The 15820-nt window shown below is 56.2% G+C and carries 13 protein-coding genes; 7 read left to right on the top strand and 6 right to left on the bottom strand.

The features are described 5' to 3' along the window. Positions 1-240: 240 nt before the first annotated feature. On the bottom strand, positions 241-1290 hold the full coding sequence (locus tag A7X77_RS11305; RefSeq protein ID WP_064683000.1) for a class I SAM-dependent methyltransferase: 1050 nt from the start codon (positions 1288-1290) through the stop codon (positions 241-243). Positions 1291-1929: 639 nt separating this feature from the next. On the opposite strand from A7X77_RS11305, the gene A7X77_RS11300 reads away from it, so the two are divergent. After that, positions 1930-2592 carry a hypothetical protein gene (locus A7X77_RS11300; protein WP_064683094.1) on the top strand — a complete coding sequence of 221 codons (663 nt, stop codon included), beginning with the start codon at positions 1930-1932 and terminating at the stop codon, positions 2590-2592. 131 nt (positions 2593-2723) lie between these two features. Next, positions 2724-3284, top strand: coding sequence for a hypothetical protein (locus A7X77_RS11295; protein WP_064682999.1), 561 nt, complete (start codon positions 2724-2726; stop codon positions 3282-3284). A gap of 333 nt (positions 3285-3617) precedes the next feature. On the opposite strand, the gene fdxB is transcribed toward A7X77_RS11295, so the two are convergent. The 3 genes from fdxB to A7X77_RS11285 all read right to left on the bottom strand — a co-directional run bounded on the left by fdxB (position 3618) and on the right by A7X77_RS11285 (position 7313). After that, the gene (fdxB, locus tag A7X77_RS32215) at positions 3618-3911 is read right to left on the bottom strand and encodes a ferredoxin III, nif-specific (protein ID WP_082928176.1); all 294 of its coding nucleotides are present in this window, start codon (positions 3909-3911) and stop codon (positions 3618-3620) included. Between the two features lie 1278 nt (positions 3912-5189). Then, positions 5190-5924 carry a cysteine hydrolase family protein gene (locus tag A7X77_RS11290; RefSeq protein ID WP_064682998.1) on the bottom strand — a complete coding sequence of 245 codons (735 nt, stop codon included), beginning with the start codon at positions 5922-5924 and terminating at the stop codon, positions 5190-5192. Positions 5925-5945: 21 nt separating this feature from the next. Further along, positions 5946-7313, bottom strand: coding sequence for a purine-cytosine permease family protein (locus A7X77_RS11285; protein WP_064682997.1), 1368 nt, complete (start codon positions 7311-7313; stop codon positions 5946-5948). A 359-nt stretch (positions 7314-7672) separates the two neighbouring features. Between A7X77_RS11285 and iolE the strand changes: the two genes are divergently transcribed. Both iolE and A7X77_RS11275 read left to right on the top strand, forming a co-directional pair. Further along, complete coding sequence (gene iolE / locus A7X77_RS11280; protein WP_064682996.1) at positions 7673-8569, top strand: myo-inosose-2 dehydratase; 897 nt, start codon at positions 7673-7675, stop codon at positions 8567-8569. Positions 8570-8933: 364 nt separating this feature from the next. Then, entirely contained in the window at positions 8934-9926 is a 993-nt protein-coding gene (locus A7X77_RS11275) for a Gfo/Idh/MocA family protein (protein WP_064682995.1), read from the top strand. A gap of 608 nt (positions 9927-10534) precedes the next feature. Here the strand turns inward: A7X77_RS11275 and A7X77_RS11270 are convergent. Next, positions 10535-11455, bottom strand: coding sequence for a Gfo/Idh/MocA family protein (locus A7X77_RS11270; RefSeq protein WP_064682994.1), 921 nt, complete (start codon positions 11453-11455; stop codon positions 10535-10537). A 253-nt stretch (positions 11456-11708) separates the two neighbouring features. Beyond that, positions 11709-12638: a sugar ABC transporter substrate-binding protein gene (locus tag A7X77_RS11265; protein ID WP_064682993.1), complete on the bottom strand. Its 930-nt coding sequence runs from the start codon at positions 12636-12638 to the stop codon at positions 11709-11711. A 109-nt stretch (positions 12639-12747) separates the two neighbouring features. Here A7X77_RS11265 and A7X77_RS11260 point away from each other — a divergent pair, with 109 nt between their 5' ends. From A7X77_RS11260 to A7X77_RS11250, 3 genes are all read left to right on the top strand, one after another. After that, positions 12748-14229, top strand: coding sequence for a PLP-dependent aminotransferase family protein (locus A7X77_RS11260; RefSeq protein WP_245293739.1), 1482 nt, complete (start codon positions 12748-12750; stop codon positions 14227-14229). A 141-nt stretch (positions 14230-14370) separates the two neighbouring features. Next, positions 14371-15456, top strand: coding sequence for a fatty acid desaturase family protein (locus tag A7X77_RS11255; RefSeq protein ID WP_064682992.1), 1086 nt, complete (start codon positions 14371-14373; stop codon positions 15454-15456). A 40-nt stretch (positions 15457-15496) separates the two neighbouring features. Then, positions 15497-15814, top strand: a complete 318-nt coding sequence (locus A7X77_RS11250) for a MocE family 2Fe-2S type ferredoxin (RefSeq protein WP_064682991.1) — start codon at positions 15497-15499, stop codon at positions 15812-15814. Positions 15815-15820: the final 6 nt, after the last annotated feature.

Genomic DNA, 15820 nt, shown 5'->3' with positions numbered 1-15820 from the left:
GAGACGGCTTCCTATCCCCAACAAAAGACACCCGAACGCCCAGCTGCCCTCCGCGCTGGTCGCCTTGGCCGACAGAGTAACCTTCGTTTCTCCCTCGCCGAGCAGGGACATGCGAGGCGACGACCCGATCTGCCCTCAATTGCGCGCAAAGACTGTCCTAGTTGCAAGGCTTCTTGCTTCCGACGTTACGCGCGGCGCGCCTGCCCATCTGGTCGGACACTAGCGCGCCGCGACTTCCCATCAGGTTGCTTCGAGCACCATGTTGAGCGGGGTCTGGGCTGCTCGCCGGACATGTGTGAACCCGCCTGACCGGATCACCTCCGCCAATCGCTTCTCTCCCGCCTGAGCGCCAAGTGCTAATCCCGTCTCCTGCGCCAGGGAGGTGGGAACGCAGATCATCGTCGAGGCGGAGTAGTAAATCCGTCCAACCGGATTGATATTTTCCTCCAGCGTATCTCCGGCCATTGGTTCGACCACCATCCAGACGCCACCCTCTTTTAATGCCTTTCGGATATGAGCCGCAGCGGCTTTTGGGTCGCCCATGTCGTGCAAGCAGTCGAAGCACGTGATCAAATCGAAGTCGCGGCCGTCGAAGTCCTGCGCCCGGCCGATCTCGAAGCGCACGTTCGTCAGGCCATCTGCCCGAGCGTGGGCGGTCGCTGCCGCGATCGAGTCCGCATGGAAGTCGTAGCCGATGAACCGCGAATTGGGGAAAGCCTGCGCCATCAGGATCGTCGACAGACCGTGTCCGCAGCCCACGTCGGCTACAGTCGCGCCCGCCTTCAATCTGTCGACAACGCCATCGAGCGCCGGCAGCCAGTCCTGCACGAGGGCGTTCACATAGCCGGGCCGGAACAGCCTCGCCACCGCGCAGAACATGCAGCCGGCCTGATCCCCCCAGGCCACGCCTCGACCGGTCTTAAAGGCGGACTGCACCTTCGGCTGGTTTTGGACCATCGCAGCTGCCGTATCGAACGCTCCGATCAGATTGACTGGGCTGTTGGGCTCAGCAAACACAATGGCCTGCTCGGGCGTCATCGAGAACAATCCTCGCTCATGAGTCACGTAACCCGAGGCGGCCTGTGCCGCCAGCCACTCGCGCAGATTTCGAGATGCGCATCCCAAGGCATCTGCAAGTTCTTCGGTCGTCGCTGGTCCGATGTCCTTCAGCGTCCTGTATAGCCCCAACTCATGTCCGATCCGGACCAGCGGCACGCTGAACGCTCCGCCAAGGTCGCCAAGGACGCGGTCCACGAGTTCTTTGAGCCTTATCTCGTTGACGTCCGTCATGTCGGATTGCTCCTATTTCGTGGCGGCCTCATGCGCGCTTGCGGTCCAAAGGCACGCCAACAGATGAACTCGATGCAATCGGCTAATCGCATTTAGCTTTACCGACTCGGCTTCCACTCTGCATTGCTTGTGCCAACTAAATTTCGCTGCTAACCCCTTGAGGTTGCTTAATCGTTTAGTTGCTTATGTTCGATTATGTTGTTGGGTTACGGGCATGTCGTGTCGCAACTCGCCCCCTGATACACTAGGGCGATGAAGTGGAGGATCATGGGCTGTACGACAAGGAACGGTCGAAGGAGGTATCCATGATCGCCGGGATATTCATGTAATAGAGGCACCTCAACCATCGAAGCAATTCCCAATTGGAAAACTCTGGGACAAGGTCATTCCACACGCCCAGACCGATCGACGTCATACTATCGCGGATCGCCCTTCACCACCTCCCCAATCAAGCAGCCCTCCTACACTCGGTGAATGGCGTTCTGTTGCATCTCAGGTCCAGCGTCTCGGTGATGAGTGGCGTTGGGGTGAGCGTCGCCAAGGGGTCTAGACCGGCGACGCGGGAGTCGGTATTTGCAGAGGCAAGCAGCATTGGCTAAAACACGCCGAGGCAACATCGCAGATACAAGGCTTCTCATAGTGAAAAAAGTGCAACGCAGCTTTGCCGTCGAGTACAAATCAGGTCGGCGAATACTCAATTCCAAGCCGAACTCGATCTGGGGAGACATGGATCTTAAATCCGTTGCTCAAGATCTGGAGGACGAGGCAATGCCGTTTATGTCATCAACTCCTCAGGCAATAAGCCGCGAGATAATTGTATCTGGAGAAGAACAGGCCCGGCCGTTATTGACAGTGCCGATCGAGCAGGAGACAAATGCATCGGCTTTACAGGAGACCACAATGGCCGACGAAAACGCTACGATGATCAGTGCTGATACGCCGGCCGCCGCGGCGCCCGATGCGCCGAAAAAAACGCGCAAACCTCGCGCCAAGAAGGCTGTGCCTGAAACCGCCTCAGTAGCCGTTTCTGCGCAACCGGCTGCGGCTTCGAATGCCACAGCTGGAAAGCAGAAGAGAGGACGCAAGGCAAAGTCCGACGAAGGTGCGACGAGTACCAGACGTGGGCCTGTCAAACGTGCTCCGAGGGCGGTGCAGGCAGCGGCTGCACCGTCGGTGGCTGCAGTTGATGAGATCGCGGATCTTCTGCAGCTCGAAGAGGAAAACCAGAGATTGCGCAAGCTGCTGGCGGAAAAGCTCCGTGCAGAAAATGCCGATCTGCGAAAGCGACTCAACCTCGGTTGATCGGCAGCAGACGGCCAAGCGCTGGCCGCATTCTCATGCTTATTGAGGTGAAGATTTTGGCGGCAGTTCGTTCTGCCGCCCACGTATTTGCGCACGATGTGCATACGCAGTAGAATCCGAGGTCGAATAAAATGGCGTCTCCATGGAAGCTTCTTGCCCGGCTGGTGTCGCCTCGACGGCAGCAGAGGCAAGAACACGGCTCGACTGACGACGAGAAGCCGAAAGCATTAGCCATCACCAAGCCGACCGAAACAGCCGCCAAGAACGAGTCGGCCGCTACAGACCGTCCAGCGGCCGAAAGGCCATTTCTTGACAGTCATTCTGCGGCGGTGTCAGTCGACGTGGATCATTCCGAAGAATCGGCAAGCGCTGCTGATGGTCGCGCAGATATCGAAGGCGCAAAGTCGGCGGAAGCGGCTGATCCGGCTTTGCCCGATGAGGCCAATGCAGCCGCGCGTGCCGCACCGAAGACCTTTCGAGTTGGCGATGGTCAAACGCGTAAGCGCCGCATGCGACGCACGAAAGAGGGAACGATCGCCGTCGTTCTACCACCGTCTCGAACTGTTTCCGCCGCTTCTGACGATGCAATCAATCTCGATACAGAGATCGCGCTTCTCCGGGATCAGCTGGCGCGTAAGCTTCAAATACAGAATACACAATTAAAGAGGATGCTGCAGCGCTTTGAGCGCTGAAGCGTTCAGTTACGGACAGTCCGCTCCAATTCCGTCACCAGCCTCGGGGCTGGTCGCACGCGCGGGCAATCAGCCGGGATGCCAACCGGCTGCTGTGTTACATGTGGAATAAACATGTCAAGCTCCATTGACGCGAGTAACGGTTGCGTTTGAATCTCCGTTCGCCGTTGGCACCCTGCCGGAAGATGTGAACAGTTTGAAGTTCCTCACCAACTGATCTGGAATGGAATAGCCTCGCTCTGTGTCTTCTCTGCCTGCAACCCCTCACTGCCCGCTGGGCGCTTTCAAAAAAGCGAGCGAACGGGTGCCAAAACATAAACTGTTTACGGTTCTTCAGTCGGATGACGTGATGTGGCACTGACAATTCTTGGGACAGACGCGGGCGCATGCGCCGCAGCCGATACAACGGCCCGGATGATCGACAATCATCAGCAATCGCTCTACCTCATCGTCTGCGCCATCCCCGGCGTCTACAATATCGCCTGAGTCGGTGATGCCGCCAAGGTGCATGACGTCACGCGAGCAGACTTTGAAGCAGCGGCCGCAGCCAATGCAACTTGCGTCTATCTGGCTAAGATATTGGGGGAGCCACCTAGACCCGTCACGGCTTACGAATGAAACCATCATCGTGTTCTCCGATGCAGTGAGTTCTGTTCCGGCAACACCTGATAGAGCGTTGCTCTTGAGAGTCGTTTCGGAAACGTTGGGATCGACGGTGCGACACGGATGCTATTCCTGTAAACAGGTCTCATTGAGCGTTGCCATGGTACCTCCTTCAGCCGTTTGATTCCTGAACTGATGCTCCAGCGACACGAGCTGTCGTCCTTGCGTGAGAAGAAATTTCAATCGTCGTGCCAAATCGCCCGAAAATGGCGGACGAAGTCGAACGCGCTGCTATTTCATCTATTTAGACGCCGAAAAGTAAGAGACTAAAAATGAAACCATGTGGCTGACGCCGCGGGATGTCGTGACAATTTTGTATACTATGTCTTATGGATGTCCCCGCTTACACAATGCGCCGCGCCAAACGGAAGATACGCGTCCAAGACGAACACGAGCCTCTTGAGTGAGCTCCTGTTCCATCCGCATCAAAGCTCGGTGTTTCCCAGGCACGACTGGGCAGATCGGTAGGCTCTCAAACAGGAGATACTCTTTCACAAGGCGAGATCATAAGTGCAAAAGAGGGAGCAAAGAGCCGCGCATTGTCGGGAACTAGTTTGTGTGGCCGCGCCTTCCATTGAGGCGCTACGCGTCGATCGGCATCGAGACATACGAGCCTCAAGGAGAGCACTCCTTTCGGGCGGACACACAGCTTCGACGGCGGTAAAGGTACCTAGCAATGCGACATACAGCGATTGTGATAGAGCGCCTGAAAAAAGAGATGACGTTCACAGGAACAAGTCGAAATCTCCCGAGGTCGAGCAATTAGAAGGATTGCCATGTTCTCGGTTATTGCACCAAGATCGTAGCCATGCCTCTTCGTGGCGAGCTGCGTTGCTGAGATGTTGTTTTAGCGACATCGCCCGATTTCCGCAGGGTTGTCGCGCTAAATCCCGGTTTCGGGGGCTTTTATTTATCAAATTCGTGCTGCTTTTTGCAAAGCTTTCGCTGGGCGCAGTCGCGTGACTGGCGCGTGTTGGCGGCGACGGCGAGGGCTAGAACCAGTGTTGGAAGCAATCGTTCCGTGGGGGCCGAAGCTTCAAGCAATGCCTTGTTGATCCCTTGCCTGTACGTGAGGAGTCAAAAGCCATGCCCATCCGAGGGATAGGGTGTTCGTGTAGGCACACATTTAGAAGATGTTGACGGAGTTGGAATGACCCCGATAGCTGGGCGCGTTAGTTGCCATCGCCGTGTCGCCACTGCAGCGGCGGCCGCGGTGTCCTTAAAGCCTACTCGCGTGGCAGCCTAGGTAGGCAACGTGCTGTTGGTCGACCTGTCAATAGATTGGGAAGCACGTTGACCTCGAGCGGCCTTTAGCCAATCGATCACCGTTATGGTGTCAGCAACCCATCCGAAATTCTTATCCACGACATCCAGCATTGTGGCTGTGGCCCGCGAGTCGTAGGTGGCCACCGCGTCATTGATCACCACCGCTGGATAATGAAGCTGATAGGCTTGTCGCGCGGTATCTTCAACACAGCATTCGGACATGACGCCGGTTATAATAACGCCATCGATATTCCGGTCCCGCAGGATGGAATCCAGTGCGGTTCCCAAGAAAGCGCCGTAGCCACGTTTGGGGAGCTGAATCTCATCTGCGATGGGAGCGAGTTCATCAATGATGGCACAACAATCCCTATAGGCCTCTATGTCAGCATAATAGCGCTGATGTCCAGGACGGCATCCCTTGATATCATCCGTTAGCCCACGCGCCCATGTGAACTTATCCTGCATGCGCAGGTACGGATCGTTTTCAATTCCGACCCATTTGAGGAATATAATTAACAGACCGTGTTGCCTGAAGGCTCCGACTAGGCGCTGTTGCGACGGAATGGTTTCTTGCGCGGCGGGGACCTCAAACGGCGCGCCGGCGCGTACAAAGTCGTTCTGCATATCGATAATCAGAAGCGCTGGCCGTTCGATCATAGGCAGGTTGTGGAGTAGCTGCACTGAACAATCCTTTGCTATATGGAGCCGCATCGCTGCGGCTCCTCAGGTTGACTATCTCGTGGCAGTCTGCACAGGACCCGTCCGGCTCAAACGTGCTCGCATCGGGAAGTAGTAGAGGCAAGCTCCGACAGGCACGCCAACGATCCATGCCAAGTCGATGTTGCCTAGATAGGCAGCCACAGGCCCAGTATAGTAGTACATCGAAATGAAGGGGATTTCGGCCAGAACAGCAAACACGAACGCGCCGATCGCGATAGGATTATATCGGCCGTAGATGCCGTCGGGATCGAATATGTCCGCTACGCTGTATTGTCCACGCCGCAACACGTAATAATCAACGAGGTTGATTGCGGTCCAGGGGATGAGTGCATAGCTCATCAGAAAGATGAAATTCAAGAACATGGTCGAGAAGTCGCCGTCGCCAAAATAAGACAGGACAGCATTGGCGATCGCAACGGCGATCATAACAACTGCTCGCTGCGTTGACCCAAACCGCATATTTCCAAACGGTTGTATGGTCGTCACCACTGCCATGAACGCGCCGTAGAAATTGAACACGTTGATGCAAAGAAGCGCGTAGACGATCAGCACATACAAGATCGGCGAAAAACTACCGAACAGCACGGCAAGGCTACCACCGGAGTTGTCACTGAAGGTGGGGATCTGTACCGCCAGCAGCGCACCCAGGAGCATCATCGCGAAGAGCGCAACAGCGATGCCGGCGAAGGTGTACCAAAAGACCTTCTTTGAAGAAACATTACTCGGCAGATAGCGGGAATAGTCTGCGACATATGGCGCAAACGACAGGGCAAAGGTGCAGGTTACGCCGATACCGGCAAAGACAAGCGCTGGCTTTGTGGTTATTGGCAGCCAATTGTCGAGGCTGGGCGGATTGCTCAGCACAATCACGAAGACAACAGCGTAGATCGCGCAAGCGATCCAGGTGAGCCAGCGCTGCGTGTCATGGATCAGCTTATAGCCGTAAAGCGCGATGACGAAGCTCAGCAGAGTGAAGACCACGATCGAGACTGAGCGTGGAAACGCTACGACGCCTGACACCGCCTGTGCGGCAAGCAGGGTGTTGCTGACGCTGAAGCCGAAATAGATAAACATGACGAAAAGCATTGGGAAGATCGCGCCCAACACGCCGAACTGCGCCCGAGATTGGATCATCTGCGGGATGCCAAGGCGTGGCCCCTGCACAGAATGAGATGCCACGAGGATAGTCCCGATGGAAACCCCGACAACAATCGAAAAGACGGACCAGAACAGGTTCAAGCCCATGCTGACCAGAAGCGCTCCCGTTACAAGCGAGGTCAAGTTAACATTTGCCCCAAACCAGACCGGAAACAGATCACGTTCTTTTCCGTATCGTTCTGCCTCAGGTATAAAGTCAATCGTTCGCCGCTCAATTTCCATAGATTTATCTCCCCTACTCTAAGAGTTTTAAACGCCGCCTTTTGCCTCCCGACGGCTGCAGCCGCAGCGCGGCTCGCATCAGGTATATCATAATATGGTATGTTGGTATACCATCATTTATCAGTCGAACCTTTACTCGGCAATCACCGTCCCCATGAACCCGGGGCGGGCGGAGACGGGGAAAAACAATTGCCCCGGAGCTAGCCGGGACGTTCCGAATTCCGCGGTGGTTGTTAAGCTCTCAGCGCTCTGAAATAATGGACCCATCGAATGATAATTAATTGGCCCTGCCGAGAGAGCCAATATTGCCTTACGACAAATTAGCCGGAACCCGGAAATTGGTACGAAGGAACAGTCGAATGACAATAAAAATTGCCATCAACCCAATCACATGGACGAACGACGATGTTCCCTATCTCGGCGGCGACACCCCGCTCGAACAGTGCCTCTCTGAGATGCAGAAGGCGGGGTATGCCGGGACGGAGCTAGGCGGGAAATATCCGCGGGAGAGCATTGCACTGAAGGCGGTCCTTGCGGCTCATAAGCTTGAACTCGCCGGCGGCTGGTGGGATGGGCGTCTATACGAGCGCGATGCGGAGGAAGAGTTTCAGGCCATTCTCGCACACCTGACGCTGCTTCGCGATGCCGGAGCAAAATACGCAGTTTACGCCGATACTTCAATGGGCCGGCATGGCGGCATCTGGCAGCCAATTTCCAAACGGCCGCGTCTGAAAGACGAAGAATGGGAAGAGTATGGCCGCAAGGTTAACCAGCTTGCCGACCGGATGGCTAATTTTGGCGTCGGTCTCGCCTATCACCATCACATGGGAACCATCGTCGAGACGGACGAGGAAGTTGACCGGCTGATGGCGGTCACGCAAGCGCCTGTCGGCTTGCTCTTCGACAGTGGTCACAGCGCCTTCAGTGGGGGAGATCCTGTTGCCTTGTGCGCTCGCCATGCAGGCAGAATTGTTCATGTACATTGCAAGGATGTCCGTATGGATATTCTCCACAAAGCCAGGGAAGCGGATCTCAGCTTCATGGACGCCGTCCTGGAAGGCATTTTCACGGTGCCGGGAGATGGTGGTGTCGATTTTTCGACCATCCTTAATACCTTGGCAGAACACAATTATCGCGGCTGGCTTGTCGTGGAAGCAGAGCAAGATCCGAAGAAGGCCAACCCGCTGAAATATGCAACGATGGGTTACGAGAACGTCGCCCGGATGGTTGCGGCGAGTTTCGGCGCTACCGTCTGATATTGGGCGAATAATCATTTCCGCGGTCGCTGACTCCACCAGCTACTGCGGGCGGGGCGGCGCTTTAGAGTGCCGCCCCGCAATTTTCTTTCGGTCAGGCGAAAAAGATACAGCTTCAAAGGTTCGTTGGGACAGAGCTCAAGTTCGTTCCAGGAACGGAGCGCCGGCAGTCACCATGCACAATTGCCGGTGGCCGCTATGCGACGGCCCAGCGGCCGAGCCCATGTATCGGCATTTACCTTGCGGAAGTGGCAAAGTGTCCCGCTCTGCCACTCCGCCACCGGTTCAGCCTGCACGCAGCAGCAAAAACAGGCTGAGGCTAGTCGTACAACACCGACATAGTGCTCAAAAAGGAGGAAGACCCATGGACGCAGTGCGCTGGGGAATAATCGGTACAGCCGCAATCGCTCTGGACAAGGTAATTCCATCCATGCTGAGAGCCGAAGGGGTTAACATAGTCGCACTCGCTTCTCGGAATGCCGACAAGGCGCGGGCTGCGGCAACCCGTTTCGGTATTGAACGTAGCTATGGATCATACGAGGGCATCTTGGCGGATCCCGAGATCGAGGCTGTCTATATACCGCTGCCAAATCACCTGCATGTGGAATGGACCATTCGCGCCGCCGAAGCTGGGAAGCATGTTCTATGCGAAAAGCCGTTGGCGTTGAATGTAGAAAAACTGAATAGCTTGATCGCCTGCCGAGACCGTACGGGCCGCCTTATCCAAGAAGCAGTGATGATCCGGGCACACCCGCAGTGGGATGAAGTTTGCCGAATTGTCTCTTCAGGTGAGATCGGTGAGGTGCACGCTGTCAATGGCGTTTTTACCGAAGTTAATCTTGATCCCAATAGCATCGTGAATGATGCCGCTATAGGCGGCGGAGCGCTTTTCGATCTTGGTGTTTATCCAGTCACAGCGGCCAGAATGGTCTTCGGGACGGAGCCTGAGCGGGTTTTTGCTGCCAGTGCCTTCGACCCAGCCTTCGGTGTCGACAGGCTGACGAGCGCCATCCTGCTGTTTTCAGGAGGGCGGCACGCCTCCATGGCGGTCTCCACTCAACTTGCGCCGCGGCATCACGTAGAGGTTTTCGGTACGCTCAAGTCGCTTAGCTTGAGCAATCCCTTCAACCCGGCCCCGAATGACCAGTGCCGCATTGTTCTGAACGATGGAGCCGCAGCGGCCGAGACGCGAAATATTGCGCCAGCCGATCAATATTGCCTCCAAGCTGAGCGCTTTAGCACTGCGGTACGCTCAGGCGGCTCGGCGCCAATCGAACTTGAATGGTCGCTCGGCACAATGAAAATTCTTGACGCAATCCGACGCTCGGTTGAAAGCGGCGCTCCGGAACCGGTATAGGGACGGGGCGCTAAACGGGAAGGGGGTCAGGGGGAGCTTTCGACCGGCGCTCCAACTCGATGAGCAGCGCTCCATCTAAAAACCGATGCTGACGTACGCACCGACCCTATCGACCCCAGAGGATTCTGCGCACACACTGTGCGACGTCGCAAGGTGTGTCTCGCGGTCGCTCCTCCGTGAGGAGTCGATTGCAGCGCTCCTCAGAACCCGAAAGCGACACCTATTAGCAAACAAAAGTTCGGCTGATCATAACCAGATCGGCCTTACAGGGCGACACGCTTCTTACGTGTCGCCCTGGCCCGCGCGCCGCTTGGGAGGATGAAGCAGCTGCTGGCTATTTGAATGATCCCACTAAGACTGATGCTCACACGGAACTCCGTCCCCGCAGCTTACCGCAAGCCCCAAGCGATGGCGTCGCGCAGTGGGCATCTCGATCTTGGACTGATCGTCCAACTTATTCTCTTCACATTGTGGCGTCCGCCACGAGCCGGTGATTGCACGCTCGGTCGCCGCAAGGGTTTGATCATGACCTTAATCGGTTCGTGCGCCTAAGGCTCAAAAAGAAAATAAGGCGCAGTCGACTGGTGACCGCCTGCGCCCTTTTGTGCTTACGCTGCCAGCACTTCAGTTGCTGCCTCGGCGATGGCAAGAGCGGCGACAGCATCTTTTGCTGTTGCTCCTTGAGAGATGTCGCCGCGCGCTGCTTGTACGAAGTCTTCAAGTTGAGCTTTGAGCGCGGCGAGGAATACCGCCTCTCCATTCGGCGGCCAGAAGAAGCGGGATTCTTCGAAACCCGAAGTCCCGAACACTTGCGCCCAGCAAGCATCTCCAGGCGGAAACCTCCGGCCCAGCGAAACAAGCCCGTTGCCGCCCCCCGACAGGTCGCAAAGGAGCTGAACCGCGTCGGGATCGACATCGATCTTTTCATCGAACGTGGTCTTTGATGCAGCCACCCGGAAGTTACTTGGTTCCTGACCTGTAAGCCAGCGCATCTGATCGAATTCGTGAACGCCCATATCAATCAGCGCTCCGCCACCGGTGGCTCGGAACGAGGCGGCCGGAGGAGCTTCGTCCCACTGGAAGCAGGAAACAAGGTATAGGTCGCCCAGCAGCCCATCGCGAATATTATCGCGAAGCCTATTGAGCTCGGGGACGAAACGCCGCCAGTATCCGACTTGCAAATGCACTGCAAAACGTTCCGCCGCCTCGGCGGCCTTTCGTGCTTCTGCCGCAGTGACGCCACACGGCTTCTCGCAAAGTATCGGAAGGCCGGCGGCGGCAATTTGTGCCACCGTGTCGACATGGGTTTTACTCGGGGTGGCGATAAGAACTCCATCAAGGCCGCCTGCGCCGAGCATTTCCGCTGTTGTCTCGTAGGTCTTGATACCCTGCTCTTCCAACGACAGCCGGGTCGCAGCAACGGAATCAACCGCCGCGGTGACGTCGACCAATGAACTCTCAGTTGTTACACGAAGATGAACCTGGCCCATGCGGCCAGCACCAATGAGACCGAGACGGAATCCGCTCATAATTTTATCCTGATGTTTAATTGGATGAACGACCAAGACTGTCGTTCAGGATTTTGACGCTGCGGGCGCAGCATCGTGGGATCCTGCAACACCGCGTGAGCGCTATTGCCGAGTGAGTGGAGTTGTAAAACAACAACGCTATCGTCGGTTCTTCACAACGTCATGCTGCCCGCCGGGCTCGGCGGACTGCACAATGGCGATCTACGACCCCGACGCCGTAGTTAGCGTCGTAGGTCCGGGAAGGTCCGCCCGATTATTTCCGCGCCTGAAAGGCGGCAAGGTTTTCCTTCGTCACTAGCTCGAAAGGAATATAGATTCTCCTTTCAACAGGCTCATGTCTGGCCAGTTTGAGCGCTGCGTCGATGGAACCCTTTCCTTGGCCAACTGCGTCCTGAAACACGCTGACGTCCAGGTCACCTGCGGCCATTGCAGAGACCGCATCATCAGTTGCGTCGATGCCACCCACTACAACCGAATCCATGGATCGGCCTGCGGCCTTCAACGCCTGAATGGCACCAATTGCCATCTCATCGTTGTTTGCAATCACGGCATCGAATTCAAAGCCGGCAGAAAGCCAGTTGGCCATCAAGTCAGCACCCTGAGTGCGCTGCCAGTTTGCAGTCTGCTCCTCGACAATTTCGATCCCCTTGCATGCTTCCGTGGCTATGACATCGTGAATATCTTTCGTCCGTACACGGGCAGCCTGGTTGGATAGTTCACCCATCAGTACGACGGCTTTACCTTTGCCGTTTAGGAGTCTGCAAACCTCCTTGGTTTGTAGTGTTCCAGAATCGAGCTCGTTTGAAGCCACGAAAGCCTGCGACACCGGTAGCGTATTGATGTTCACTGGTTCTCGATTGACATAGACCAGCGGAATCCCGGCATCTGCCGCCAGCTTTGACAAGGTGACCGTTGCATCCGTGTCGACCGGCTGCACGATGATGGCATCAACGCCGGCTGCGATAAAATTCTGGATCTGGCTCTGCTGTTTGGCCACGTCATTCAGCGCGTCTTCGATCTGTAAATCCACGTCCTTCAGAGATTTGGCATAATCGTCCATGCCAATGCGCAGTACGGTCCCGAATTTGTCGTCGAACACTGCCATCGAAGCTCCGATGGTTTCAGCACGTGCGGTCGTGCCCATCAGGATAGCCAACGCGCCAGTCAAAACAACTTTCTTCAATTTCTCTCCCCCGATTTGAGTCCAAGCATCAACACTTGAACGGATCACAGATTGAGACAATACTGGCCTAACGGAAAGAGCAGCTTTTAATGATTTTGAGGGAACCAATTTGGCCAAGCAACGTACCCGATTTCCCTCGGACATGCTTGTTCTCGATCGAGACGCAAGCGTTCCCATGCATCGCCAGCTATATGAAAAACTGCGAGCGGACATACTCGCCGGTCACCTGAAGGCTGACACACGCCTGCCTCCGACGCGCCTGATGGCTGAAGATTTGGGTGTTAGCCGAAACACTGTGATCACGACTTACGACACGCTTCTGGCCGAGGGGTATTTGGAATCTCGGTCAGGCTCAGGCACATGGGTCGCCACGCTTCCCGCGGACGCCGTCACGGCGCGCAACGCAGTCGGGAGGACGGACGCGCCATCTCTCTCAGCCCGCGGCAACCGCATGGTCAACCAGCCACGAGACCGAACAATCCCGGGCCACATCCCATTTCATCCGGGCTATCCTGAAATCAAGGGGTTTCCGTTCTCAACATGGGCGCGACTGCTCAAACGCCATACGCGATACTCCCAGGAAGACCTTTATGGATATCACTGGGTTACAGGACACCCCCGGCTGAAAGCTTCCATTGCGGAATACCTTCAAGCGTCGCGGGGTGTCGATTGCGACGCAGAACAGGTAATCGTCGTCAATGGCACACAAGCCGCGCTTGATATTCTCGCGCGGGTGCTGGTCGATGAGGGTGACGTCTGCTGGATGGAGGAGCCGGGTTACATCGGCGCTCAGAATGCGCTGCTCAGTGCCGGTGCCCGGCTAGAACCTTTGCGGGTCGGGCCGGCAGGGTGGACGCTCGACGACGATACTCTTTTGGCGCCGCGCCTGATCTTCGTCACGCCCTCCTGCCAGTGGCCGCTTGGGTGCGTCATGCGGATGGAAGATCGGCTGCGGCTTCTCCAGGTCGCTGAAAATCATGACGCCTGGATCGTCGAGGATGACTACGACAGCGAGTACCGCTTCCGTGGCAGGCCAATACCGGCAATGCAAGGCTTGGATAAGGCAGGACGAGTGATCTATATGGGCACCTTCGCCAAGACGCTTTTTCCTTCACTGAGAATCGGCTTCATCGTCGTCCCACCCCATCTTTCGGAAGGGTTCAAGCGGGTTGCCAGCAACACCGGACATTACCCATCGCTCCTGCTTCAGGCCGCACTCGCCGATTTTCTCAGCGAAGGCTATTTTGCCACCCATCTTCGACGAATGCGCCGTCTTTACAGTGAGCGCCAAAAGGTGTTTGTCGGCTTGTGTCAGCGTCAGCTTGGCGAGTGGCTCTCCATCGAAGAAAATGACGCTGGCATGCAGCTGGTGGGGCGCTTCCTCGATGATATTGATGACGAAACGCTCTGGAGGGCTGCACAGAGACAGGGCGTGAACTTCTCGCCTCTATCGAGGCTATTTTTTAAAAACCCGCCCGATCATGGCGCCATCCTCGGTTACGCAGGCATCGACTTAAAGGCGATGCGCGAAGGGATCGCCTGCCTGAGAGCTGCTTTCATTGAAATTGAGGCCAAACGAGCTCCCACTTAGATAAAGGCATGTGTCGAGGGAAACACTCACACGCCCGTCCTGCTCAAAAGTGGTGCCGACTAAAGGCGCGGAAGTGGCCCTCGTGAAGGGTCCACTAAACCTCTAGATTCACGTTCAAGCGTTGAACACGGAGGGAATCCAGTGGTTCCGAGCAAAAGAGATTACAGCCTGATTGGCCGCAATGCCCGCGCCGCAGTCGAAAGTGGGCTTGCGGCGGCAGAATGGTATCACACGGACGTGCCACGTAAGGAAATGAAGGCGCTGATGCAGCGCTCTGACGCTCCTGCGATCCGCGACACGTTTATCTGGCTCGGCAGCATGATCGCTTTTGCAGGTCTTGGCATTTATTTCTGGGGATCGTGGATCGCGTTGCCGTTTTTCCTTTCCTACGGCGTGCTCTACGGCTCGGCTTCTGACAGCCGGTGGCACGAGTGCGGTCACGGAACCGCTTTCAAGACGCGCTGGATGAACGACGTCGTCTACCAGATCGCTTGTTTCATGATCATGCGAAATCCCGTGACCTGGCGGTGGAGCCATACCCGACACCATACTGACACAGTGATCGTTGGGCGTGATCCCGAAATCGCCGTAATGCGACCGCCTGAACTCTTAAGGCTGATCCTCGACTTCTTTGGAATACTCGATGTCTGGCATGCGACCGTGGACATGCTTCGCAATGCCGCCGGTATTGTCTCGGTCGAGGAGAGAACGTTCATTCCGGAATCGGAGCAGCCGAGGGCCGTGCGCGTCGCACGGATCTGGGTCGCCATCTATGCCGCAACGATCGCGCTTGCGGTCTGGCTGGGTTCGATCGTGCCGCTCCTTCTGATTGGCTTGCCACGATTGTATGGCGCTTGGCACGCAGCGATGACCGGCCTGCTTCAGCACGGCGGGTTAGCAGACAATGTCACCGACCATCGCCTGAACAGCCGCACGGTCTACATGAACCCCATCAGCCGTTTCATCTATTGGAATATGAACTACCATGTTGAGCACCACATGTTTCCAATGGTGCCCTACCATGCACTGCCGAAGCTCCACGCGCTTATCAAGCATGACCTGCCTGCGCCGAACACATCCATTATCGAGGGCTACCGCGAGATGATCCCGGCCTTCATTCGACAGCTGCGTTACGAGGATTACTACCTCAAGCGTGAGCTGCCGCCGACTGCAAAGCCATACCACGAAGATCTTCATGGCGCCCAACGCGCGTCAGCTGCCGAGTGATTGACCATCGACATCAAAGCGCGAGCGGACGGAGGAAAGCATGAGCAAGAACTGGATTGAGGTGTGCGGTGCGGACAAAATCGATGAGGAGGACGTCATCCGCTTCGACCACAACGGGCATACGTACGCAGTCTACCGCAGCCTCAACGGTGAGTTCTTTGCGACCGACGGCCTTTGCACACATGAAAAAATCCATCTGGCTGATGGTCTTGTCATGGACGACATCATCGAATGCCCAAAGCACAACGGCCGCTTCAACTACAAGACTGGCGAGGCAATAGGTGCGCCGGTCTGTGTCAACCTCAAAATCTACCGGGCAAAGGTGGAGGCCGGAATTGTCTTCATCGCGATCCCATGAGCGGGC

It is taken from the genome of Rhizobium bangladeshense (assembly GCF_001662075.1).
Lineage (GTDB): Bacteria > Pseudomonadota > Alphaproteobacteria > Rhizobiales > Rhizobiaceae > Rhizobium > Rhizobium bangladeshense_B.
The sequence above is the reverse complement of the archived record's forward strand: the minus strand, read 5'-3'. Positions and strand labels throughout refer to the sequence as shown.